This is a genomic window from Micrococcus sp. Mcc28, from assembly GCF_024519775.1.
GTDB lineage: Bacteria > Actinomycetota > Actinomycetes > Actinomycetales > Micrococcaceae > Micrococcus > Micrococcus luteus.
Genome location: NZ_JALJRH010000003.1, coordinates 112,713 through 136,542 on the forward strand (window position 1 = coordinate 112,713; position 23,830 = coordinate 136,542).

General features: G+C 74.2%; 22 protein-coding genes and 1 tRNA gene. 19 read left to right on the plus strand and 4 right to left on the minus strand.

Translation table 11 applies throughout. The annotated features are described in order from the left end of the window. The first annotated feature begins 123 nt into the window (after window positions 1–123). The 17 genes from NR073_RS02395 (at window position 124) to ilvA (ending at window position 19,371) form a co-directional block, all read left to right on the plus strand. Window positions 124–1,722, plus strand: a complete 1,599-nt coding sequence (locus tag NR073_RS02395) for an ABC transporter ATP-binding protein (RefSeq protein WP_036313325.1) — start codon at window positions 124–126, stop codon at window positions 1,720–1,722. After that, window positions 1,719–3,134, plus strand: a complete 1,416-nt coding sequence (locus tag NR073_RS02400) for an ABC transporter permease (RefSeq protein ID WP_256748569.1) — start codon at window positions 1,719–1,721, stop codon at window positions 3,132–3,134. The genes NR073_RS02395 and NR073_RS02400 overlap by 4 nt, the downstream gene beginning before the upstream one ends. Next, window positions 3,131–4,438 carry an ABC transporter permease gene (locus NR073_RS02405; protein WP_036384847.1) on the plus strand — a complete coding sequence of 436 codons (1,308 nt, stop codon included), beginning with the start codon at window positions 3,131–3,133 and terminating at the stop codon, window positions 4,436–4,438. Before NR073_RS02400 ends, NR073_RS02405 begins: the two co-directional genes overlap by 4 nt. A gap of 2 nt (window positions 4,439–4,440) precedes the next feature. Then, on the plus strand, window positions 4,441–4,872 hold the full coding sequence (locus tag NR073_RS02410) for a cytidine deaminase (RefSeq protein ID WP_010079337.1): 432 nt from the start codon (window positions 4,441–4,443) through the stop codon (window positions 4,870–4,872). 74 nt (window positions 4,873–4,946) lie between these two features. Next, complete coding sequence (locus NR073_RS02415) at window positions 4,947–6,281, plus strand: thymidine phosphorylase (RefSeq protein WP_036384849.1); 1,335 nt, start codon at window positions 4,947–4,949, stop codon at window positions 6,279–6,281. A gap of 4 nt (window positions 6,282–6,285) precedes the next feature. Further along, window positions 6,286–6,933 (plus strand): DedA family protein, encoded by a 648-nt coding sequence (locus NR073_RS02420; protein WP_036384855.1) that lies wholly within the window; start codon window positions 6,286–6,288, stop codon window positions 6,931–6,933. A gap of 24 nt (window positions 6,934–6,957) precedes the next feature. Beyond that, window positions 6,958–8,169, plus strand: a complete 1,212-nt coding sequence (locus tag NR073_RS02425; RefSeq protein ID WP_036384864.1) for an adenosine deaminase — start codon at window positions 6,958–6,960, stop codon at window positions 8,167–8,169. 7 nt (window positions 8,170–8,176) lie between these two features. Next, window positions 8,177–8,983: a MazG nucleotide pyrophosphohydrolase domain-containing protein gene (locus tag NR073_RS02430; RefSeq protein ID WP_036384857.1), complete on the plus strand. Its 807-nt coding sequence runs from the start codon at window positions 8,177–8,179 to the stop codon at window positions 8,981–8,983. Window positions 8,984–9,160: 177 nt separating this feature from the next. Further along, on the plus strand, window positions 9,161–10,438 hold the full coding sequence (gene eno, locus NR073_RS02435; protein ID WP_256748570.1) for a phosphopyruvate hydratase: 1,278 nt from the start codon (window positions 9,161–9,163) through the stop codon (window positions 10,436–10,438). A gap of 136 nt (window positions 10,439–10,574) precedes the next feature. Next, window positions 10,575–11,387: a septum formation initiator family protein gene (locus NR073_RS02440; protein ID WP_256748571.1), complete on the plus strand. Its 813-nt coding sequence runs from the start codon at window positions 10,575–10,577 to the stop codon at window positions 11,385–11,387. A 50-nt stretch (window positions 11,388–11,437) separates the two neighbouring features. After that, window positions 11,438–13,036: a DUF501 domain-containing protein gene (locus NR073_RS11150; protein WP_036316344.1), complete on the plus strand. Its 1,599-nt coding sequence runs from the start codon at window positions 11,438–11,440 to the stop codon at window positions 13,034–13,036. 53 nt (window positions 13,037–13,089) lie between these two features. Further along, entirely contained in the window at window positions 13,090–14,505 is a 1,416-nt protein-coding gene (locus tag NR073_RS02455) for an NAD(P)/FAD-dependent oxidoreductase (RefSeq protein ID WP_036316342.1), read from the plus strand. 91 nt (window positions 14,506–14,596) lie between these two features. After that, a tRNA-Leu gene (locus tag NR073_RS02460) sits at window positions 14,597–14,673 on the plus strand. Window positions 14,674–14,857: 184 nt separating this feature from the next. Further along, window positions 14,858–15,733, plus strand: coding sequence for a Bax inhibitor-1/YccA family protein (locus tag NR073_RS02465; RefSeq protein ID WP_036384970.1), 876 nt, complete (start codon window positions 14,858–14,860; stop codon window positions 15,731–15,733). A gap of 121 nt (window positions 15,734–15,854) precedes the next feature. Beyond that, window positions 15,855–16,826: an aldose 1-epimerase family protein gene (locus NR073_RS02470; RefSeq protein ID WP_036384969.1), complete on the plus strand. Its 972-nt coding sequence runs from the start codon at window positions 15,855–15,857 to the stop codon at window positions 16,824–16,826. Then, window positions 16,823–18,040 (plus strand): AI-2E family transporter, encoded by a 1,218-nt coding sequence (locus NR073_RS02475; RefSeq protein WP_036384968.1) that lies wholly within the window; start codon window positions 16,823–16,825, stop codon window positions 18,038–18,040. Before NR073_RS02470 ends, NR073_RS02475 begins: the two co-directional genes overlap by 4 nt. Beyond that, complete coding sequence (gene ilvA / locus NR073_RS02480; RefSeq protein WP_256748572.1) at window positions 18,040–19,371, plus strand: threonine ammonia-lyase; 1,332 nt, start codon at window positions 18,040–18,042, stop codon at window positions 19,369–19,371. Before NR073_RS02475 ends, ilvA begins: the two co-directional genes overlap by 1 nt. Before the next feature lie 10 nt (window positions 19,372–19,381). Here ilvA and NR073_RS02485 read toward each other — a convergent pair whose 3' ends face one another. The 3 genes from NR073_RS02485 to NR073_RS02495 all read right to left on the minus strand — a co-directional run bounded on the left by NR073_RS02485 (window position 19,382) and on the right by NR073_RS02495 (window position 21,315). Beyond that, window positions 19,382–20,020 (minus strand): GPP34 family phosphoprotein, encoded by a 639-nt coding sequence (locus NR073_RS02485; RefSeq protein WP_134377282.1) that lies wholly within the window; start codon window positions 20,018–20,020, stop codon window positions 19,382–19,384. Between the two features lie 96 nt (window positions 20,021–20,116). Beyond that, window positions 20,117–20,611: a transcription elongation factor GreA gene (gene greA, locus NR073_RS02490; protein WP_002856531.1), complete on the minus strand. Its 495-nt coding sequence runs from the start codon at window positions 20,609–20,611 to the stop codon at window positions 20,117–20,119. Window positions 20,612–20,868: 257 nt separating this feature from the next. Further along, window positions 20,869–21,315 (minus strand): DUF4307 domain-containing protein, encoded by a 447-nt coding sequence (locus NR073_RS02495; protein ID WP_036316331.1) that lies wholly within the window; start codon window positions 21,313–21,315, stop codon window positions 20,869–20,871. A 115-nt stretch (window positions 21,316–21,430) separates the two neighbouring features. Here NR073_RS02495 and mca point away from each other — a divergent pair, with 115 nt between their 5' ends. Together mca and NR073_RS02505 are read left to right on the plus strand one after the other, a co-directional pair. After that, window positions 21,431–22,423: a mycothiol conjugate amidase Mca gene (mca, locus tag NR073_RS02500; RefSeq protein WP_170748179.1), complete on the plus strand. Its 993-nt coding sequence runs from the start codon at window positions 21,431–21,433 to the stop codon at window positions 22,421–22,423. Window positions 22,424–22,471: 48 nt separating this feature from the next. After that, a complete protein-coding gene (locus tag NR073_RS02505; protein ID WP_036384966.1) occupies window positions 22,472–22,876 on the plus strand; it encodes a hypothetical protein in 405 nt (134 codons plus the stop codon). A 156-nt stretch (window positions 22,877–23,032) separates the two neighbouring features. On the opposite strand, the gene NR073_RS02510 is transcribed toward NR073_RS02505, so the two are convergent. Next, entirely contained in the window at window positions 23,033–23,752 is a 720-nt protein-coding gene (locus NR073_RS02510) for a hemolysin III family protein (RefSeq protein WP_256748573.1), read from the minus strand. Between the last annotated feature and the right edge of the window lie 78 nt (window positions 23,753–23,830).

A 23,830-nucleotide genomic window follows, 5' to 3' on the forward strand; every position in this document is an offset into this window, starting at 1 on the left:
GCCTCGCCACCGCCGCAGGGCCGGCCCGGACCCCTCCGGACCGGCCCCGCGGCGCGCGGGCGCCCGGCCCGCCCCCGCCGCCGAGCGCGGCACCACGAGCATCGACCAGACGGAAGGCCCTCGATGAGGCTCGAACTGCGCGGGATCACCAAGCGCTTCGGCTCGTTCGCCGCGAACGAGGACGTGAACCTGACCGTGGAGTCGGGGCGGGTGCACACCCTCCTCGGCGAGAACGGCGCCGGCAAGTCCACCCTGATGAACGTCCTCTTCGGGCTCTACGAGCCCACCGAGGGGGAGATCCTGCTCGACGGCGAGCCCGTCCGGTTCTCCGGCCCCGGCGAGGCCATGCGCGCGGGCATCGGCATGGTGCACCAGCACTTCATGCTCGTGCCCGTCTTCACGGTGGCCGAGAACGTGGCCCTCGGCGACGAGCACACCCGCGCCCTGGGCGTGCTCGACCTCGAGGCCACCCGCCGGCGGATCCGGGAGATCTCCGCGCAGTACGGCTTCGACGTGGACCCGGACGCCGTCGTCGAGGACCTGCCCGTGGGCGTGCAGCAGCGCGTCGAGATCATCAAGGCCCTCGTCCGCGACGCGCGCATCCTCATCCTGGACGAGCCGACCGCCGTGCTCACCCCCCAGGAGACCGACGAGCTGCTCGGCATCATCCGGCAGCTGCGGGCGGACGGCACGGCGATCGTGTTCATCTCCCACAAGCTGCGCGAGGTCAAGGCCGTCTCGGACGACATCACCGTGCTGCGCCGCGGCCGCGTGGTCGGCACGGCGGAGCCCTCCGCCGAGGCCGCCGAGCTGGCCGCCCTCATGGTGGGCCGGAACGTCGTCCTCGAGCGGCGCAAGACGGCCCCGACCCTGGGGGAGGAGACGTTCCGCGTCGAGGACCTCTCCGTCGTCTCGCCCACGGGCCAGGTGCTGCTGGACGCCGTGTCCTTCGCCGTCCGCCAGGGCGAGGTCCTCGCCGTGGCCGGTGTGCAGGGCAACGGGCAGACCGAGCTGACCGAGGCGATCATGGGCCTGGTCAAGGCCACCGGCTCCGTCACCCTGGACGGTCGGGAGCTGATCGGCCGGTCCACCCGCCAGATCATCCGCGCCGGCGTCGGCTTCGTGCCCGAGGACCGCTCCACGGACGGGCTCGTCGGCCCGTTCTCCGTGGCGGAGAACATGGTGCTCAACCGGTACGACGTCGCCCCGGCCGGCAACGCCGTGCAGATGCGCCCCGCCGCGGTGCGGGCGCTCGCCGAGCGCCGCGTGGCCGAGTTCGACGTCCGCACCCAGGGCGTGGACCTGCCGGTCTCCTCCCTCTCGGGAGGCAACCAGCAGAAGGTCGTCATGGCCCGCGAACTCGTGGACGGGCTGCGCCTGTTCATCGCCTCGCAGCCCACGCGCGGCGTGGACGTCGGCTCGATCGAGTTCCTGCACGACCGGATCATCGCCGAGCGCGACGCCGGCACCCCCGTGCTGATCGTCTCCACCGAGCTGGACGAGGTCCTCGAGCTGGCGGACCGGATCGCCGTGATGTACCACGGGCGGATCGTCGGCATCGTGCCGGGGGACACCTCGCGCGAGACGCTCGGCCTCATGATGGCCGGCCAGACCCCCGACGACGCGGCCCTCGCCTCCGGCGCAGACGTCGCCGCGGGCACGCCCGGCACCGCCGGTGAGGCGCCCGCCGCCCACCCCACCACGGAAGGAGAGCGCCCGTGAGCACCGCCGCCCCGCAGCGCCCGGCCCCCGCGTCCGACGCGGCCGCCCGGCCCGCCCCCGCCGACTCCGCCCTGCGCCGGATCCTCTCGGGCAACGGCACGGTCACCGCCCTGGCGATCCTGCTGTCCCTGCTGATCTCCGGCCTGCTGATCATCGCCGTGGACGAGGACGTCCGCGACGCCGCCGGCTACTTCTTCGCCCGCCCGGGCGACCTGCTCTCCGCCGCCTGGGCCGCGTTCGCCGGAGCCTTCGCGGCCCTGTTCCGCGGCGCCGTCTTCAACTACCGGGCCTCGGACGCGACGGGCATGCTCTACCCGCTCACCGAGACCCTCACCGTGGCGACCCCGCTGATCATCATCTCGCTGGGCATCGCCATCGCCTTCCGGGCGGGCCTGTTCAACATCGGCGGCCAGGGTCAGTTCATCTTCGGCGCCATGTTCGCCACGTGGTTCGGCGTGCACCTGCACCTGCCGGCCGGCGTGCACCTGCTGCTCGTCGTCGTGATGGGCGTGCTCGGCGGCGTGCTGTGGGGCTCCGTCGTCGGCGTGCTCAAGGCCTGGACGGGCGCGCACGAGGTGATCCTCACGATCATGCTCAACTACGTGGCGGTGAACCTGCTCGCCTACCTGTTGAACACCCCCGTCCTGCGGGCGCCCGGCACCACGAACCCGGTGTCCGCGCCGCTGGACCGCTCCGCCATGTTCCCGCGGCTGCTGGGGACCGACTTCCGGCTGCACTGGGGCTTCTTCGTCGCGCTGCTGGCCGTGCTCTTCACGTGGTGGCTGATGCAGCGCTCCACCCTCGGCTTCCGCCTGCGGGCCGTGGGCGCCAACCCGGACGCCGCCCGCACGGCCGGCATCTCCGTCAAGGGCTCCTACCTGGCCGCCATGGCGATCTCCGGCGGCCTCGCCGGCCTGGCCGGCGCCACCCACGTGGCCGGCACGGAGAGCACGCTGAACACCTCCGTGGCCGGGTCCTTCGGCTTCGACGCGATCACGGTGGCGCTGCTCGGCCGGTCCCACCCGGTGGGCGTGCTGTTCGCGGGCCTGCTCTTCGGCGCCCTGCGCGCCGGCGGCGTGACCATGCAGACCGAGACCGGGGTGCCGGTCGACATCGTCCTCGTGGTGCAGTCCGTGATCGTGCTGCTCATCGCGGCCCCGCCGCTGGTGCGCGCCATCTTCCGGCTGCCCGCCCCGGGCGCCGCCCGCGCCCGCCGCGCCGCCGACCCCGTGACCCAGCCCGCCGTGGCTGGCGCCGTGGTGACCGGCGCCGGCGGCCACGCCGCCGCCCCGTCCACGGGCGTCCAGGAGGCCGCGGCGGCCGCCGTCGCGGACCCGCAGGCTCCGACCACGCAGCCCACGGACACGGCCCCGACCCACCGCCCGCACGAGCAGAAGGGGGACGCCCGATGAGCGCGACCGCCGCCCGGCCCCACGCCGACGTCGTCCGCCCCGAGGCCGCCGAGCCCGCCCGGGTCGTGGTCCGGCACTGGACCACCCCGATCGCCCTGACGATCCTGACCCTGCTGGCCCTGGCCGTCTTCGCCCTCGGCGCCCCCGAGGCGGCGGCGACCTTCCGACTCTCGAACGCGTCCGACGCCGTCGTGCTCCCGGACCTGACCGCCGACCCCGTGCTGGGGGGCTGGCTGCTCGTCGGGCTCATGGCGGTGCTGACCGCGGTGGCCTGGCTGGCGACCCTGCGCTCGGGGCGCACCCCCGGCTGGGCCGCGGCCCTGTTCGCCGTCGCCTTCGTGGCCGCGTTCCTCATCTGGGTGATCGGCTCGGCGGACAACACCACCGTGTTCCTCACCGGCCTGATCGCCGGCTCGTTCGCGCTGGCCGTCCCGCTGATCTTCGGCTCGATGGCCGGCATCCTGGCCGAGCGCTCGGGCGTGGTGAACATCGCGATCGAGGGTCAGCTGCTGGCGGGCGCGTTCACGGCCGCCGTCGTCGGCACCGCCACCGGCTCGCCCTGGGCGGGCCTGGCCGCCGCGATCGTGGCCGGCGTCCTCGTGTCCTGGCTGCTCGCCGTGTTCTCGATCAAGTACCTGGTCAACCAGGTGATCGTCGGCGTCGTGCTCAACGTGCTCGTGGCCGGCCTGACGAGCTTCCTGTACTCCACCGTCCTCACGGGCGGGGACACCGAGCTCAACGCGCCGCCGCACTTCCCGAACCTGCGGATCCCGGGCCTGGCGGACATCCCCGTGCTCGGGCCCATCCTGTTCGACCAGACGATCCTGGGCTACGCGATGTACCTGCTCGTCATCGCGCTGTGGTTCGCCCTGTTCCGCACCCGCTGGGGCCTGCGCGTGCGCGCCGTGGGCGAGCACCCCAAGGCCGCGGACACCGTGGGCATCGACGTGAACCGCACGCGGTACGCCGCCGTCCTGCTGGGCGGTGCGGTGGCCGGCATGGGCGGGGCGTTCTTCACGCTCGTCTCCGCGTCGTCCTTCACCAAGGAGATGACGGCGGGCCAGGGCTTCATCGCGCTCGCGGCCGTGATCTTCGGCCGCTGGAACCCGATCGGCGCGTTCTTCGCGGCGCTGCTGTTCGGCTTCGCCACCAACATGCAGTACGTCCTGGCGATCCTCGGCACCCCGGTGCCGAGCCAGTTCATGGCGATGCTCCCGTACCTCGTCACGGTGTTCGCCGTGGCCGGCCTCGTGGGCCGCTCGCGCGGCCCGGCCGCCTCGGGCGTGCCGTACGTGAAGGAGTAGCCGTGGCGGACGGGCAGCACACGACGACGGCGCCGCGCGTGGACTGGGACCGGCTGCGGGCCGCGGCCCTGGCCGCCACGGAGCACGCCTACGTGCCCTACTCGGGGTTCCGGGTGGGCGCCGCCGCGCTCACCGACGACGGCCGCCTCGTCTCGGGCTGCAACATCGAGAACGCGTCCTACGGGCTGACCCTGTGCGCCGAGTGCGCGCTGCTGGCCGACCTGCGCATGGGCGGGGGCGGCCGACTGGCCGCGTTCGTGTGCGTGGACGGCGAGGGCGTGCTCACCATGCCCTGCGGGCGGTGCCGCCAGCTGCTGTACGAGTTCCGCGCCCCCGGGCTCGTGCTGCTCACCCCGGCGGGGGAGCGGGGGATCGACGCGGTGCTGCCGGACGCCTTCGGCCCGGCCGACCTGGAGCGGGCGGACCGTCCCTGACCTGCGGCGCGCTCCCGGGCCCGCTCGCTAGAGTCGGAGGCTGACCGTCGCAGCCGTCCTCCGAGGAGAACCCCATGACCGCGCAGCCGCAGGCCGAGCCCTTCGACGCCGTCGAGGTGATCCGCACCAAGCGGGACCGGGGGACGCTGTCGCCCGAGCAGATCGACTGGGTGGTGGACGCGTACACCCGCGGCGTGGTGGCGGACGAGCAGATGTCCGCCCTGGCCATGGCGATCCTGCTCAACGGCATGGACCGCGCCGAGATCGCCCGCTGGACGGACGCGATGATCGCCTCGGGCGAGCGCATGGACTTCGGCGGGCTCACCACCCCGGACGGCCGCCCCCTGGCCACCGCGGACAAGCACTCCACCGGCGGCGTGGGGGACAAGATCACCCTACCGCTGGCCCCGCTCGTGGCCTCCTTCGGGGTGGCGGTGCCGCAGCTGTCCGGCCGCGGCCTCGGGCACACCGGCGGCACCCTGGACAAGCTCGAGGCGATCCCCGGGTGGCGGGCCGACCTCAGCAACGAGGCGATGCTGCGCCAGCTCTCCGAGGTGGGCGCCGTGATCTGCGCCGCCGGCTCGGGCCTGGCCCCGGCGGACAAGCGCCTGTACGCCCTGCGCGACGTCACCGGCACGGTGGAGGCCATCCCGCTGATCGCCTCCTCGATCATGTCCAAGAAGATCGCCGAGGGCACCGGTGCCCTCGTGCTGGACGTCAAGTGCGGCTCGGGCGCCTTCATGAAGGATGAGGCGTCCGCCCGCGAACTGGCCCGGACCATGGTGGACCTCGGCCGCGACGCCGGGGTGGACACCTCGGCGCTGCTCACGGACATGTCCGTGCCCCTGGGCCGGACGGCCGGCAACGCCCTCGAGGTCCGCGAGTCGGTGGAGGTGCTCGCCGGCGGCGGCCCGGCCGACGTCGTGGAGCTCACCGTGGCGCTCGCCGCCGCGATGCTCGCCGGCGCCGGGGTCACGGACGTGGACCCGGCCGAGCACCTGGCCAACGGCCGGGCGATGGACGTGTGGAACCGGATGATCGAGGCCCAGGGCGGCGACCCCCGCGCGGCCCTCCCGACGGCGGCCCACACCGAGGACGTCGTCGCGGAGACGGACGGCGTCCTCAGCGAGCTGGACGCGATGGCCGTGGGCCTGGCCGCGTGGCGCCTCGGCGCCGGGCGGGAGCGGCAGGGCCAGGCCGTCCAGGCCGCGGCCGGCGTCGAGGTGCACGTGCGCCCCGGCGAGCGCGTGGCCCGGGGTCAGAAGGTGCTGACCCTGCACACGGACACGCCGGAGCGCTTCGAGCGGGCGAAGGCCGCGCTCGCCGGCGGCTGGGCCGTCGGCGAGCTCGACGACGACGCCGCCCGGACCCTGCGGGAGCGCTCCGTGATCCTGGACCGGATCGGCTGACCGGATGCTCGCGTGGCTCGAGGAGGCGATCCTCCACGCCTCCGCGCAGTGGTGGGTCCTGCCGCTGACGCTGCTGCTGTGCCTGTTCGACGGCATCGTGCCGATCTTCCCGTCGGAGTCGGTGCTGGTGGCCCTCGGCGCGATCGTCCGCGACGGGCACCCGTTCTCCCTGTGGGCGCTGTGGGGGGTCGGCTTCGCGGGCGCGTTCCTGGGGGACGTGGCCGCGTACGCGATTGGCCGTGCCGTGGGCGTGGAGCGGTTCCGGTGGATGCGGCTGCGGCGGGTGCGGGCCACGGTCGAGGTCGCCCGTCACCACCTGCACAGCCACGGCGCGCTGCTGCTGTTCACCGCCCGGTTCATCCCCGGCGGCCGCGTGGCCCTGAACCTCACGGCCGGCGCCACCCGCTATCCGCCGGTGCGGTTCGTGGCGCTGGACCTGCTCTCCACGGCCAGCTGGGCCGCGTACTCGATCATGATCGCGCGCCTGACCGCGGGCTGGCTGGAGAACCCGGTGCTGCAGATCGCCGTCTCCGTGACGGGTGCCGCGCTCGTGGGCCTGCTGCTGGACCGTCTGCTCAAGGCCCTGCTGCGCCGCCGGCTGGGCGCCGGGGTGAAGGGCCTCACCCTGGCCGAGCAGGAGGCCCTGCGCTGAGCGCCCTGCCGTAGAGTGACGCCCGTGACGACGACGCAGCTTCCGGACACCGCATCCCCCTCCCCGCTCGAGGTCGACCTGGCCGTCCTGCCCAAGGTCTCCCTCCACGACCACCTCGACGGCGGCCTGCGCGTGGGCACCGTCCTCGACCTGGCCCGCGAGGCCGGCGTCGAGGTCCCCGCGGACACCGTCGAGGGCCTGGCCGAGTGGATCGCCGAGCACGCCAACGGCGAGTCCCTCGAGAAGTACCTGCAGGTCTTCGCCCTGACCACCGCCGTGATGCAGACCCGCGAGCAGCTGCGCCGCGTGGCCCGCGAGTTCGTCGAGGACCTGGTCGCCGACGGCGTCGTCTACGGCGAGATCCGCTGGGCCCCCGAGCAGCACCTGGCCGGCGGGCTGAGCCTGGACGAGGCCGTCGAGGCCGTGCAGGCCGGCCTGGACGAGGCGGTCGAGGCCGCCGACGCCGCGGGCCACGTGATCCGCGTGGGCCAGCTGGTCACCGCGATGCGGCACGCCGACCGGGCCCAGGAGATCGCCGAGCTGGCCGTGCGCCACCGCGAGGCCGGCGTCGTGGGCTTCGACATCGCGGGCGCCGAGGCCGGGTTCCCGCCCTCCCGCTTCGCCGACACCTTCACGTGGCTGGCCGCCCACCACCTGCCCGTCACCGTGCACGCGGGCGAGGGCGACGGCCTGGACTCCGTCCGCTCGGCCCTCGTGGACGGCCGCGCCCTGCGCCTGGGCCACGGCGTGCGCCTGGCCGAGGACATCTCGGTGGAGTACGGCGGCGTGGACGAGGATGGCGAGCAGCTGGACGAGCTGACCGGCATCGTGGACCTGGGCGAGACCGCCGCGTGGGTGCGGGACCGGCAGATCGCCCTGGAGGTCTGCCCGTCCTCGAACCTGCAGACCGGCGCGGTGGACGCCGCGGCGGGCATCGCGGGCCATCCCATCGACCTGCTCGTGCAGCTCGGCTTCCGCGTCACCGTGAACACGGACAACCGGCTCGTCTCGGACGTGTCCCTGACCGACGAGCTCTACCTGCTCGCCGAGACCTTCGGCTACTCGCTCTCCGAGCTGCTGGACCTGCAGCTCAACGCCGCCGAGGCCGCCTTCCTGTCCGTGGACGAGCGCGAGGACCTCGCCGAGATCCTCGTGGCCGGCTGGGGCGAGGTCATCTCCGGCGACGCCGTCGGCCCGGTCCTCGAGGAGCTGGACGACGAGGACGAGGACGACTGATCCGCCCGTGAGCGCGAGTGTGGACCGTCTGGTGGCGGTGGTCGAGGCCCTGCGCGACCACTGCCCCTGGACGGCCGAGCTCACCCACGCCGACCTCGCCGAGTACCTCGTGGAGGAGGCGTACGAGGCGGTGGCGGAGATCGAGTCCCGCGACGCCGCCGCATGGGCCGACGTGCCCGCGCGTCGGGCCGACGGCGCGTATCCCGCCCTGGCCGCCGAGCTCGGGGACGTCCTGTTCCAGGTGGTCCTGCACGCCGCCGTCTCCCGGGCGCCGGGCGCCCCGGCGGAGACGGCCGGGTTCCGCCTGGACGACGCCGCCGACGCCCTCACCGCCAAGATGATCCGGCGCAACCCGCTCGTGCTCACCCCCGAGGGCGGCCTGCGCCCGGCCGAGGAGCTCGCCGCCGTCACGCCCGAGGCCGTCGAGCTGGCCTGGGAGCGGGTCAAGGCGCAGGAGCGGGCCGCCGCGGGGCTCTCGTCCGCCGCCCCGGCCCACGACGACGGCGGCACCGGCCCGGGCCTCGACGTCGGCGACATCCCGGCCCGGCTGCCGGCGCTGGCCGCCGCCGCGAAGGTGGTCGACCGCGCGGCGCGGCAGGAGCCGGACCCGCTCGCCGCGCACGTCCCGGCGCCGGCCGCCGAGGCGGGGGAGCGCCCGGCGGCGGGGTGGCCCGACGAGGCCGCGCTCGGGGCGGAGCTGTTCGCGCTGGTGCGCCGGGCCCGGGCGGCGGGGCTCGACCCCGAACGGGCCCTGCGCACCACGGTGGCGCGGGTGCGTGCGGGGGACTGGTCGGCCCTGCGCCCGTCCGGCTGACGCGGCGCCGCTCCGGCCCGGCCGCAGCCCCGACCGCGCCCCAGCGACATCGCAGCAGGGGGGAACGGCGGTCTTGTCGCCGGCGCGCGGCCGACCGGAACCGGAGGTCCCCGCTAGGCTGAGGCCGTGTCCACGCCGCGGGCACGACTTCCGACTTCGATTGAAGGAGACCCGTCCATGGCCCTGATCGACGCCATCCACGCTCGCGAGATCCTCGACTCGCGCGGCAACCCCACCGTCGAGGTGGAGGTCCTGCTCACCGACGGCTCCCTGGGCCGCGCGGCCGTGCCCTCGGGCGCCTCCACCGGCGAGTTCGAGGCGGTCGAGCGCCGTGACGGGGACAAGAAGCGCTACGGCGGCAAGGGCGTGCTGGACGCCGTCGCCGCGGTCGAGGGCATCGCGGAGGAGCTCGAGGGCGAGTTCGCCGCGGACCAGCGCGCCGTGGACCGCGCGATGCGGGACCTGGACGGCACCCCCAACAAGGGCACGCTGGGCGCGAACGCGATCCTGGGCGTGTCCATGGCCGTCGCCGTGGCCGCCGCGCAGGCCTCCGACCTCATGCTCTACAAGTACCTGGGCGGCCCGAACGCCCACGTGTTGCCCGTGCCGATGATGAACATCCTCAACGGCGGCGCCCACGCGGACTCCAACGTGGACATCCAGGAGTTCATGATCGCCCCGATCGGCGCCCCGTCCTTCCGCGAGGCCCTGCGCTGGGGCACCGAGGTCTACCACGCCCTGAAGACCGTGCTGCAGGAGAAGGGCCTGTCCACCGGCCTGGGCGACGAGGGCGGGTTCGCCCCGTCCCTGGAGTCCAACCGGGCCGCCCTGGACCTCATCGCCGAGGCCGTGACGAAGGCCGGCTACCGCCTGGGCGAGGACATCGCGCTGGCGCTGGACGTCGCCTCCTCCGAGTTCTTCGACAAGGGCTCCTACACCTTCGAGGGCCAGCAGCGCTCCGCCGAGGAGATGGCCGCCTACTACACCGAGCTGGTGGACAACTACCCGATCGTCTCCATCGAGGACCCGCTCGACGAGGACGATTGGGACGGCTGGCAGCACCTGACCGCGCAGCTGGGCGATCGCGTCCAGCTGGTGGGCGACGACCTGTTCGTCACCAACGTGGAGCGGCTGCAGCGCGGCATCGACGAGAAGGCCGGCAACGCCCTGCTCGTGAAGGTCAACCAGATCGGCTCCCTGACCGAGACCTTCGACGCGATCTCCCTGGCCCAGCGCCACATGTTCCACTGCATGATCTCGCACCGCTCGGGCGAGACCGAGGACACGTTCATCGCGGACCTCGCGGTGGCCACCAACGCCGGCCAGATCAAGACCGGCGCCCCGGCCCGCTCGGACCGCGTGGCCAAGTACAACCAGCTGCTGCGCATCGAGGAGGACCTGGCCGACGCCGCCGTCTACGCGGGCCGCTCCGCCTTCCCGCGCTTCCGCGGCTGACCGTCCCCGACGACGACGCGCGGGCCCGCCCGGATCCCTCCGGGCGGGCCCGCGCCCGTCCCGGCGCGACCAGGATCCTGCCAGGGGCGGGCAGTAGGCTGGGAGGGTTCCCGCAGTGCGTCCGAAGGAGTCCGCGATGAGTCCGCGCCGCCCCCGCGTGCCCCGTGTCGACCCGACGACGGGCGCCCCGCGCCGGACCGCCGTCGCGGCCCCGGCGGCCCCGACGACGGCCTTCCCGGAGGCGGACACGCCCACGCCGACCCCTGCGGCCCCCACGCCGGCGCCCGCGGCGACGGACGCCGAGGTCATCGACCTGCAGAGCGTCCAGGAGCGCCGCCAGGCCGGTCACCCCGGACACCTGGACGGGCACCCGGACGCGGACCGGGCCGACACGGCCCCCGCCGGGGACACCGCCGCCCCCGCGTCCCCGTCGGCACCCCCGCGCCGGACGGCTCCGGCCCGCCCGGCCGGGCGTCGGCCCCGGCCCGCCCCCCGCCGCGCCGCATCCGCCGCCGCCACGGCCGCCCGCCGTCGGGCCCCGCTGCCGGAGCCGGTGCCGGCCCGGCAGATCACGGGCCGCTCGCTCATCGTCGTCGCCGTGCTGCTGGTGGCCGCCGTCCTGGTGGCGCCCACGCTGCGCGCGTTCCTGAACCAGCAGCTGGAGATCTCGGCCGCGCGCGAGGAGATCGCCACCATGCAGGCCCAGCGCGAGGACTACGAACGGCGGATCCAGCTGTGGGACGATCCCGCCTACGTGACCCAGCAGGCGCGTGAGCGTCTCGAGCTGGTCATGCCGGGGGAGACCCTGTACTCCGTGACGGGGCGGCCCTCCGAGACCGACACCGAGGCCGAGGACACGCCCGCCGCCGGCGCGGACGAGGTCGTCAACACCCGCCTGCCGTGGGCCGAGGGCCTGTGGGACTCGGCCGTCCGCGCCGGGCTCGAGTGAACCCCGCGTCCCGCCCCCGCCCGCACCACCCCCGCACCCCCGAGGACACCATGACCGTCAGCCCCCGCCCCGCCCAGGACCGCACCGTCACCGAGCAGGACCTGGACACCCTGTCCCGCCAGCTCGGCCGCCCGGTCCGGGACGTCGTGGAGATCGGCGCCCGCTGCGTGTGCGGCAACCCCCTCGTGGCCACCACCGCGCCGCGGCTCTCCAACGGCATCCCGTTCCCCACGACCTTCTACCTGACGCACCCCGTGCTGACGGCGGCGGTCTCGCGCGTGGAGGCGGACGGGGAGATGGCGCGCATGAACGACCGCCTCGCCCAGGACCCCGCGCTCGCGGCCGCGCACCGCGCGGCGCACGAGGCCTACATCGCCGAGCGGGACCGGGTCGGGGCCGAGGCCGGCACGGGGCCCGTCCCGGAGATCGCCGGGGTCTCGGCCGGCGGCATGCCCGAGCGCGTGAAGTGCCTGCACGCCCTCGTGGGCCACGCGCTCGCGGCCGGGCCGGGGGTGAACCCGCTCGGTGACGAGGCGATCGCCCTGGTGGCCCCGTGGTGGACGCCCGAGGTCTGCGCGTGCGAGGGCGCGTGGGACGAGGCCGCGGCGGTGCCCACGAAGGACCTGTCCCGGCACGTGAGGCACCTCGAACGCGTCGCCGCGCTCAAGGAGGTCACGGTGGCCGGCGTGGACTGCGGCACGAACTCCATCCGCCTGCTGATCTCCCGGCCGGCCGGGACGGACGAGACCACCGGCGCCGTGGCCGACCCGACGGCGCCGCTGGCCGACGTCGTGCGCGAGATGCGCGTGGTGCGCCTGGGCGAGGGCGTGGACGCCACCGGCGCGTTCTCCGACGCCGCGCTGGAGCGCACCTTCGCGGCGGTGGACGAGTACGCCCGCCTGGTCCAGCGCCACCACGCCGGCCGGGTCCGGTTCGTGGCCACCTCCGCCAGCCGGGACGTCTCCAACCGGGCCGCGTTCGTCGACGGCGTCCGGGAGCGGCTCGGCGTCGAGCCGGAGGTCGTCTCGGGCGCCGAGGAGGCCGCCCTGTCCTTCGCGGGCGCCGTCTCCGCCGTCGAGACCGCGGACCTGGGCCCGGAGGACCTCGTGCTCGTCGTGGACCTCGGCGGCGGCTCCACCGAGCTGGTCGTCGGCACGCCTGCGGGCGAGGTCGTGGGCGCGGTCAGCCTGGACATGGGCTGCGTGCGGTTCACCGAGCGTCATCTGCGCTCCGACCCCCCGACGTCGGACGAGGTCGCCGCGGCCCGCGCGGACGCCCGCCGCCTCCTCGACGACGCCGCCGCCCGCCTGCCGCTGGAACGCGTGGCGCGCGTGGTCGGCGTGGCCGGCTCGGTGACCACCGTGACCGCCGAGGCCCTCGGGCTCAGCACGTACGAGCCCGAGGCCATCCACGGTGCGCGCCTGCCGATCGCCGAGTTCCGCGCGGCGGCGGAGGGCCTCGTGGCGGCGACCCGGGCCGAACGCGCCGAGCGGGGGTTCATGCACCCGGGACGGGTGGACGTGATCGGCGCGGGCGCGCTGCTGTGGAGCACCGTCCTGGAGCGGGTGGCCGAGGTCGCGGGCGTCACCGAGGCCTGGGCGAGCGAGCACGACATCCTGGACGGGATCGTGCTCTCGCTGCGGTCCTGACCACGACGGCGGAGAGTGGAGGGGCCGGGCCCGTGCGTGCGTAGACTGGCGGTATGTCTCTCACCCCTGAACTGTCTCCCAAGCCGCGCCTGCTGATCGTCGGCGGCGGCTACGCCGGGTTCCATGTCGCCCGCGAGCTGCAGAAGAAGGTCGCCGAGCGCGGCGGCGTCGTGACCGTCGTCGACCCCCGCCCGTACATGACGTACTACCCGTTCCTGCCCGAGGTCGTGGGCGGCCACATCGAGGGCCGCCACGTGAACGTGGACCTGCAGACGCACCTCAAGGACGCCGAGGTCGTCCGCGGCGCCGTCGTGTCCGTGGACCACGCCGGCCGCACCGCCGTGGTGCGCGGCGAGGGCGGCGACGAGTTCGAGATCCCGTACCAGGACATCGTGATGACCGCGGGCGCCGTGACCCGCGTGTTCCCCATCCCGGGTCTGGGCGAGCAGGGCATCGGTCTGCGCTCGGTCGAGGAGGCCGTCCAGCTGCGCAACCAGATCCTGGAGCGCCTGGACGCCGGTTCCCTGATGACGGACGCCGAGGAGCGCAAGCGTGCCCTGACCTTCGTGGTGGTGGGCGGCGGCTTCGCCGGGATCGAGGCCATCGCGGAGATGGAGAACCTCATCCGCAACGCCGTGGAGCGCAACGAGCGCCTCTCCCAGTCGGAGATCCGGATCGTCCTCGTCGAGGCCATGGGCCGCATCATGCCCGAGGTCTCCGAGGAGCAGGCCCAGGGCGTGGTGGAGCACCTGAAGGACCGCGGCATCGAGGTCCTGCTCAACACCTCGCTGGGCGACGCCACGGACGGCGTCATGAAGCTCGTGGCCATGCCCTCCAAGGAGGAGGCGGAGACCTTCGCGGCGGACACCCTCGTGTGGTGCGCCGGCGTGGTGGCCAACTCCGTGGTCAAGAGCACCGACTTCCCGGTGGACGACCGCGGCCGCGTGGAGGCCACCCCCACCCTGCAGATCAAGGACGGCGAGGCCGGCGCGCTCGAGGGTGCGTGGGCCTGCGGCGACGTCTCCGCCGTGCCGGACCTGACCGGGGCCGGCCCGGGCGGCTTCTGCGTCCCGAACGCCCAGCACGCCATCCGTCAGGCCAAGCGTCTGGCCGCCAACTACATGGCCGTGCGCCACGGCGAGGGCGAGGTGCAGGAGTACGTGCACAAGTCCCTGGGCACCGTGGCGGGGCTGGGCTTCGGCCGCGGCGTGGGCAACCCGCTGGGCACCAAGATCGCCGGCATCCCGGCGTTCCTGGCCCACCGCGGCTACCACGGCTACGCGATGCCCACCCTGGAGCGGAAGTTCCGCATCCTGTCCGGCTGGGTCGCCGAGACCCTGTTCGGCCGTGACTCCACCTCGGTGGCGGGCCTGGACACCCCGTTCAACCCGTTCCGCCGCGCCGCGGGCGTCGAGCTCGAGCCCGGCCGCTTCGAGCGGCAGCGGGCCCTCGAGTCCTCGAAGGGCTGATCCCGCAGCCAGCGGGCCGCCGGCCCCGTCCGAGCGCATCGGGCGGGGCCGGCGTCGTCCGCACCCGGGCCCGCGTCCACGGGCCCGCCACGCCCCCGTGGCCCAACTGGCAGAGGCGGCCGACTTAAAATCGGCGTGTTGCGGGTTCGAGTCCCGCCGGGGGCACCACGCGTCTCCCCGCGCGCCTCGCTTCTGCGCCCACCGTGAACAGCCGGTGAACCGGCGCGGATCCACGCTCCGACCCCGCGCGCGGACACAGACCTCCCGATAGGATCGTGCTGAACCCCGGGGCACGAACGCGGCTCACTGCGGCGGCGTGCGACCGGGCCGACTCGACCCGAAGGAGTGAGCCGTGGCGAATCCGGTCATGAACTCTCAGAACTTCCAGCAGCAGATGCAGGGCGGCGGACAGGCGCAGCCCGGTTGGTACCAGGGCGGGCAGCAGTCCGCGCAGTCCCCGTACGGCCAGCAGCAGAGCCCGTACGGCCAGGCCCAGGCGTTCGGCGCCGGCCAGGCGGCCCAGCAGTACGCGCACCAGCAGTCCATGGAGGACGCCTTCCGCGCGCCCTCCGCCGGCCCGGAGCAGACCGGCCGGATGACCTTCAACGACGTCGTCGGCAAGACCGGCCTGATGCTCGTGCTCGTCGTGGTGGCGGGCGCCGTGGGCTGGTTCTCGCCGGGCCTGATGATCATCGGCGCGATCGCCGGCCTCGTGCTGGGCCTGGTCAACGCGTTCAAGCGCGAGCCCTCGCCCGTGCTGATCATGGCCTACGCCGTGGCGCAGGGCCTGTTCCTGGGCGGCATCTCGGCGTTCTTCGAGGGCGCCTACCCGGGCATCGTGGTGCAGGCCGTGCTCGGCACCTTCTCCGTGTTCGCGGTGATGCTGGCGCTCTACACCTCGGGCAAGTTCCGCCCGACCCCGCGCATGACGAAGATCGTCATGGGCGCCATGATCGGCTACCTCGTCTTCATGCTCGTCAACCTGGTCCTCACCTGGACCGGCATCGGCAACATGCGTGAGGGCGGCCTGGGCCTGATCATCGGCGCGATCGCCGTGCTGCTCGCCGCGTACTCGCTGACCATGGACTTCGAGATGGCCGCCGTGGGCGTGAAGAACGGCGCCCCGCAGAAGTACTCCTGGTCCGTGGCCTTCGGCCTGACCGTGACCCTGATCTGGCTGTACATCGAGATCCTGCGCATCGTCGCCATCCTGCGCGGCAACGACTGACCGGCGCCCCGTCCCCGCACGGAGACCCGCACCGCCGCCCCGGTCCTGCACAGGGCCGGGGCGGTCTGCGTCCGCGAGGGCGTAGATTGAGGGGGTCCCTCGCCGCCACTCAGGAGGTCCCGTGACCGAGACCAGCGACCTGCCCGCCTTCGGGGCTCCGGACGCCACCGGCACCCAGCACCGCCTGCACCGCGGGTCCGCGGAGGCCGTCGTCGTCGGCCTGGCCGGTGCCCTGCGCAGGTACCGCGTGTCCGGCGTGGACCTCACCGAGCCGTACGGCCAGGACGTGGTCCCGCCCGCCGCCAACGGCATCCAGATGAGCCCCTGGCCGAACCGCGTCGCCGGCGCCCGCTGGATCCTGGACGGCGTCGAGCAGCGCCTGGACGTCACCGAACCCGCGCGCGGCCACGCCAGCCACGGCCTGCTGCGCAACACCCACTTCGTCACCGAGACGTTCTCCGCCCACGCGGTGACCCTGCGCGGTGAGATCCACCCCCAGCACGGCTGGCCGTTCCGGCTCACCCACCGCGTCACGTACGAGCTCGAGGCGGACGGCGGCCTCACCGTCACCGCCGAGGTGCAGAACCACACGGACGCCACCGTGCCCGTGGCGGTCGGCTCCCACCCGTTCCTGCGCATCGGGGACGTCCCGACGGCGGAGCTGAGCCTGCGCGTGCCCGCGGACGCCTGGATCCGCACGGGGGAGGACCTCATCCCCGTGGAGACCCTGCCGGTGGACGGCACCGACCTGGACTTCCGCCGCGGCCGGGCCGTGGGCGAGGCCGCCCTGGACGTGTGCCTCACCGGCCTGACCCCGGACGCCGACGGCCGGCACCGCCAGACCCTGCTCGCCGCGGACGGCCGCGCCGTGACCCTGTGGACCGACCACGCGTTCGCCTACACCCACGTCTTCGTCACGGACCGGCTGCCCGGCCGTGACACGGCACTAGCGGTGGAGCCGCTCACCGCTCCCGCGGACGCCCTGAACTCGGGGGAGGGCCTGCACCGGCTCGCCCCGCACGCCCGCTGGAGCGTCCAGTGGGGTCTGACCCCCCATGTCCCCGACCACCCACACGAGGAGGATCGCGCGTGAGCTCGACCCTGGCGGCCCAGACCAAGATCGACAAGGACGTGCCCTACGGGCTGACGGTGGCCGCGGCCTGGTCCTGGCGGCTGGTGGCCGTCGTCATCGGCATCGGCGTCGTGGTGTACCTGCTGGGCTCCGTGAGCCTCGTGGTGATCCCGATCCTCGTGGCCGCGCTGCTGGCCACCCTGCTGGCCCCGGTGTTCCAGGCGATGCGGCGCATCAAGGTGCCGGGCATCGCGGCCGCCCTGCTGTGCGTGCTGCTGTTGGTCGTCGTCGTGGTGGGCCTCATGGGGCTCGCCGGTCAGCAGATCGTCCAGGGCTTCGCCCAACTGGGCGACCAGCTGGGCCAGGCCGTCGACGACGCGATCGCCTGGCTGGCCGGCGTGGGCGTGGAGATCCCCCGGTCCGGTGCCGGGCTGGAGGGCCTGTGGCAGACGCTGCGGGACAACTCCGCCACGCTCATGAACAGCGCCGTCTCGTTCGGCTCCACGGCCGTCAACATCGGTGCGGGCCTGTTCATCGCCCTGTTCTCCCTGATCTTCTTCCTCTACGACGGCGACCGCATCTGGCGCTTCCTGCTGATCTTCGTGCCGAAGGCGCACCGGGCCACCGTGGGCCGCGCGGGCCGCTCGGGCTGGCAGTCGCTCGGCTCCTACGTGCGGGTCCAGATCTTCGTGGCGTTCATCGACGCCGTCGGCATCGGCATCGGTGCCCTGATCCTGGGGGTGCCGCTGGCCATCCCGTTGGCCGTGCTCGTCTTCCTGGCCTCGTTCATCCCGATGATCGGCGCCACCCTGACCGGCGCGATGGCGGTGCTCCTGGCACTGATGTCCAACGGCCTGGTCAACGCGCTGCTCATGCTGGGCGTGGTGCTGCTCGTGCAGCAGATCGAGTCGAACGTCCTGCAGCCGCTCGTGATGGGCAAGGCCGTCGCGCTGCACCCGCTGGCCGTGTTCCTGGCCGTCGCCGCCGGCTCCACCGTCCTCGGTCTGGCGGGCGCCGTGTTCGCCGTGCCGGTGCTGGCCTTCGTGAACAGCTTCGTCCGCGCCCTCACCGCCGACACCCCCGAGGAGCTCACGGAGCGGACGGGCCACGCCCTCGAACCGGGCGGCGCGGAGGACGAGACGGCCGGCTCCCACCGGTACCGCCCCTCGGCGCACGACGACGCCGCCCTCGCCTCCGAGGCCGACGCGGGCACCCGGCACGGGGACGACGCCTGATGGGCGCGGCGCAGGCCACGGACACCCCGGACCGGACCGTCCCGACGCCGTCGCCCCGGTGGGTGCGGCCCGCCGGCGGCCCGCCGGCCCCGACGGCGCTGCCCGTCACCCTCGAGGAGATCGAGCGGGCGCGCGAGACGCTGCGCGGGATCGCCGAGCTCTCCCCGCTGCAGCACTCCCGGGCGCTCTCCCGGGCCGTGGGCACGGACGTGCACCTGAAGTGCGAGAACCTGCAGCGGGCCGGCTCGTTCAAGGTCCGCGGCGCCTACGTGCGGATGGCGCAGCTGAGCGAGGAGGAGCGCGGCCGCGGCGTCGTGGCCGCCTCGGCCGGCAACCACGCCCAGGGCGTCGCCCTCGCGGCCGCCAAGCTCGGCATCCGCGCCCGCATCTTCATGCCGCACGGCGTCGCCCTGCCCAAGCTGCAGGCCACCCGGGACCACGGCGCCGAGGTCGTCCTGCACGGCTCCACCGTGGACGAGTCCCTCGCCGAGGCGCAGCGGTGGGCCACGGAGACCGGTGCCGTGTTCATCCCGCCGTTCGACGACCCGGCCGTGATCGTGGGCCAGGGCACCGTCGGCCTCGAGATCCTCGACGTGCTGCCGGACGTGGACACCGTGATCATGGGCATCGGCGGCGGGGGGCTCATCGCCGGCACGGCCGTGGCCCTCAAGGAGGCCGCCCGGCGTCGGGGGCGCACGGTGCGCGTCATCGGCGTGCAGGCGGCCACCGCCGCGGCCTTCCCCGGCTCCCTCGAGGAGGGCCGCGTCCAGGTGCTGGAGAGCGTGTCCACCATCGCGGACGGCATCGCCGTCGGCAGGCCCGGGGCCCTGCCGCTGCGGATCGCCGCCGAGCTGGTGGACGCCGTCGTGACCGTCACGGACGACGAGATCGCCGCCGCCCTCGTCCACCTCCTCGAGCGCTCCAAGCTCGTCGTGGAGCCGGCGGGCGCCGTCGGGGTGGCCGCCCTGCTGGCGGGCCGCACGGCGGACCTGGGCTTCGAGCTCGGCACCACCGCCGTGGTCCTCTCCGGAGGGAACATCGACCCGATGCTCATGCTGAAGTCCATCCAGGCCGGGCTGTCGGCCGCCGGGCGCTACATGACCGTGCGCATCCCGCTGCGGGACCGCCCCGGCGAGCTGGCCACGATCTCACGGATCATCGCGGACACGGACGCCAACGTGGTGCGCGTGGACCACACCCGCGTCGGCCCCGAGCTGTCCATGGGCGGCGTGCACATCACGATCGACATGGAGACCCGCGGCGCCGAGCACTCCGCCCAGGTCCTGGAGGCGCTGCGCGGGGCCGGCTACAGCCCGGCCCCGCTGCCCTGACCGGGCCGGCTCAGGCCACGGAGCCGGCGGCGGCCGCGGTGACGGTGCCGCAGGTCCCGCCCACCGCGCGGCGCACGGCCTGGACCAGGAGGTCCTCGCGCGTCAGCGTCTCGATGCGACGGACCATCTCGCGACGGTCATAGCGCTCGTGGGCGCCCGGCAGCAGGCGCCGGGCCAGGTTGAGGTGCTGCAGCACGCCGAGCAGGAGCACGTCCTCGTCGGAGGGCTCTGCCTCGTCCAGGACGACGGCGGTCAGGTGCGCGAGCAGCTCGGCGCGCTCGGTGCCGCGGGGGACGTGCCGGGTGGCCAGGAAGGCCTTGCGCTCGGTGAGGCGGCCGGTCTCGGTCAGATGGGCGACGACGGCCTTGCGCAGGTCCGGCTTGCCGGCCGCCACGGTGGCCACGAGCGGTCGGCCGGCCAGGGCGTCGACCTGTCCGAGGGAGGAGTCCAGGACGGGGTCGCCGGTGGTGCCGGCCGCGGTCACGAGCACGCGGGCCCGGTCCACGGGGACGTCCTCGAGGGTCACGATCCCGGCGGACCGGTGGTCGGCCAGCGCGGCGGCCGCGAGGGCAACGCGGTGGTGGGAGGGGCTCTCGGAGCACCCGTCCTCGCGGGTGAGCAGCAGGTGTGCCTTCTCGACGGTCAGCATGGGGCCAGAGTAGCAACGGGGGCGCGGTGGGACCCGGGACGGACGACGGCCGCGGCCCCTGGAGGGGACCGCGGCCGTCGTCGGAGTCGGGGTCGGTCAGCCGGAGTAGGGCTGGACGTCCTTGACCTCGACCTTGATGTCCTTGCCGTTCGGGGCGGTGTAGGAGACCTTGTCGCCCTTCTTGGCGCCGTTGATGGCCTCGCCGAGCGGGGAGCGCTCGGAGTAGACCTCGAGCGACTCGTCGTCCGCGGCGATCTCGCGGTTGCCGAAGAGGAACGTCATCTCGTCGCCGGCGACGACGGCGGTCACCACGGTGCCCGGGTGCACGGCGCCGTCGTTCTCGGCGGCCTCGCCGACGCGGGCGGTCTCGAGCAGGTGCTTCAGCTCGGCGATGCGGCCCTCGTTCTTGGACTGCTCCTCGCGGGCGGCGTGGTAGCCGCCGTTCTCCTTGAGGTCGCCCTCATCGCGCGCGGCCTCGATGCGCTCGATGATCTCCTGGCGACCGGGGCCGGAGATGTGCTCGAGCTCCTTGGAGAGGCGGTCGTACGCCTCCTGGGTCAGCCACGGGGCGTCGGACTGGCTGGTGGTCATGCTCTGTTCCGCCTTTCTGTCTCGGGTGATGCGGAGTCCGGGGCGCGGCGCACCGTATCCGGTGCGCGATCCGCGTCCGGCGGACGCGCCCGCATGCGAAAGACCCCGCCGACCAGGAGGACGCGCGTGACCCGAGGGCTCCGTGCGACGCCTGCCTGACTCACCGGCGGGGCGGGAATGCTCCGACGAGTCTATCCGGGCGGCGTGCGTCACACCAAAGGCGGCCGCTACGCCGAGGGCGGAGCGGCCGGGAGGGCTCAGACCTTGCGGCAGGTCTCGACGATGCCGGAGTCGCCCCGCACCACGGTGCGCACGTCCACGGTGTAGCGCTGCTGCGCGTCCGAGGGGGAGTCCCGCCGGTCGGCCGGCAGGGTCTCCAGGCGGACGGTGCGGAAGCCGACGGGGGCGGCGTGGGAGTCGGTGACGAGCACATCGCACTCGGCCTGCACGCCCTCCGGGACGGAGGCCTGGAAGGTGACGGTCGCGTGGCCGTCGTCCTCGATGGTGAAGCCGACGTCCTTGTACTCGATGGCGCCCACGGACATGTTCAGGCCGATCCACACGGACAGCAGCACGGCCACGACCAGCCCGAGCCCGCCGAGGCCCGCCCACAGCCGACGACGGCCCGGACGCGTGTGGTTCGTGCCGTACCGGTTGGCTAATGTGGGGTCCTGCGCGCGGACCGCGGGGGCGTGGTGAGACATCCCCTCCACCCTAGCCGCTGCCCGCCGCCGGAGGCCGATGACGACGTCGGCCTGGACCCCTCACGCCGCCGCCCCCGCGGCGGCCCTGCCATCCGGACAGGAGTGTGCGATCCCCGTGACCGATCAGACCCCCCAGGCCCAGCCCGCCGCAGGCACCGCCCTGCCGCCCTCCACCGGGCTGCGTCTCATGGCGGTGCACGCCCACCCGGACGACGAGTCCTCGAAGGGGGCCGGCACGATGGCCGCCTACGCGGCGGCCGGGGCCGAGGTCATGGTCGTCACGTGCACCGGCGGCGAGGCCGGCACCCTGCTCAACCCGTCGTTCGGGGACACCACCCGGGCGGACCGGGACATCGCGGCCGTGCGCCGCGAGGAGATGGCCGAGGCCGCGCGCATCCTCGGCGTCCGGCACGCCTGGCTCGGCTTCCTCGACTCGGGCCTGCCCGAGGGGGATCCGCTGCCCACCCTCCCGGCGAACTGCTTCGCCGAGGTCCCGCTCCAGGATGCGGCGACCCCGCTGATCTCGCTCGTGCGCCGGTTCCGCCCGCACGTGCTCATCTCCTACGACGAGGTCGGCGGCTACCCGCACCCGGACCACCTGCAGGCCCACGCCGTGACGATGGAGGCCTACCGGGCCGCCGGCCTCGCGGACGAGTACCCCGAGGCCGGGCCCGCGTGGGAGGTCTCGAAGGTCTACTACGACTGCGGGTTCAACCCGCGGAAGTTCCGCACGATGGCCGCGGTGGCCGAGGCCGACGGCGAGGACGTGCCGTTCGCCCGACGCCTGATGATGTTCGACGCGATGGACGCGATGCGCGAGGTGCTGCGCCGCCGTGAAGCCGGGGAGGACGTGCCCGACCCGGAGGTCATCCCGCCGTGGGTCACCGCGGACCACGACGTCACCACCCAGGTGGACGTCACCGGCTTCCTCGACGAGCGCGACGCCGCCCTGCGGGCGCACCGCACGCAGATCGACCCCGACGGCATGTTCTTCGACGCCCCCCACGACCTGCAGCGGCGCGCCTGGCCGTGGGAGGACTTCGCGCTGATTGACTCGCGCGTGCCCTCCGAGCTGCCGGAGCACGACCTCTTCGCCGGCCTGCGCTGAGCCGCCCCGGCTCGGGCCGTGCAGCCGGGGCCGGTAGAGTGGGGCGGCGTGACACCCCTGTCTGGCCTTCCCCTCGTCCTCACCGCGCTCGCGGCCGCGAGCCCCGCGCCGGTGCCCGCCGTCCCGGAGCCGACGCTGCGCCCCGGGCTCGAGGAGGCGGAGGTCACCCCCGGCATCGAGGGGTTCCTGTTCACCGCGCTCATGGTGGTCATGGCGATCATCGTCCTCCGCGTCATGGTCCGCTCGGTGCGCCGCGTCCAGCAGCGGTCCCCGGAGGCCGAGGCCATGCTCGTGGAGCGCCATCAGCAGCACCTGCCGGACGAGGTCCGCGCGGGCGGCGAGCACCTAGACGCGGACTCCGAGGACCGGCTGCGCCGCCTGCAGGAGAAGTACCCCGGCTACCTCCAGGAGCCGGCCCCGGAGCCCCAGGCCCCGGACACCGGACGCGACTGACCGTCGTCGGGCCCGTGCACGCCCGAGATTCGGCGCCGGAGACTCCACGCCCGAACCCTTGAGGCCCGCAGACGCGCCGCTACGGCATGGACGTAGCGGCGCGTCTGCGGGCCTCGGCGCTGCCCGGCGGGGCGCAGACCCCCGTCCCTGCCGCGCTCAGGCGACGAGGAGCACCGCCCGGTAGATGGCGACGGCGTGGCACACGAAGCCGGCCACCGTGAAGGCGTGGAACAGCTCGTGGAAGCCGAACCACTCGCGGTGGATCGTGGGGGCCTGCAGCGCGTAGCAGACCGCGCCCGTGATGTACGCGATGCCGCCGGCCACGATCAGCCACCCCGCCGCCGCATCCGCGGCGAAGAAGTCGCCCAGGTACAGCAGCGCCGCCAGCCCGAGCACCACGTACACCGGCGTGTAGAGCCAGCGCGGCGCGTCCGTCCACAGCACCCGGAACGCGACGCCGGCCACGGCCCCCACCCACACCAGGGTGAGCAGCACCCGCGCCCGGTCCGGAGCCAGCAGGGCCAGGGAGAGCGGCGTGTAGGTGCCGGCGATGACCAGCATGATGTTCGTGTGGTCCAGCCGCTTGAGGACACGGGAGACCACCTCGTTCCACTGCACCAGGTGGTACGTCGCCGAGACCGCGAACAGCAGCAGGCCCGTCACGGCGTAGACCGCGCTGGCCCACCGCAGCGTCCCGGTCGGCGCGAGCGCGATGAGCACGATGCCGGCCGCGAGCGTCAGCGGCGCCATGACCGCGTGGATCCAGCCGCGCAGTCGGGGCTTGTACAGCGGATGGTCGGGGTCGCGGATGCGCTCGATGCGCCAGCGCAGGCGACGGGCGGCGTCGGTCTCGCGGAGGGGTGTCACAGGGTCCATGCCTCCATTGTCGTCGGTCGGCCCGGGGCCGGCGCACGGGATGGTCGCTGTGTGCCGCGCGCGTATCCTGGAGGCTCG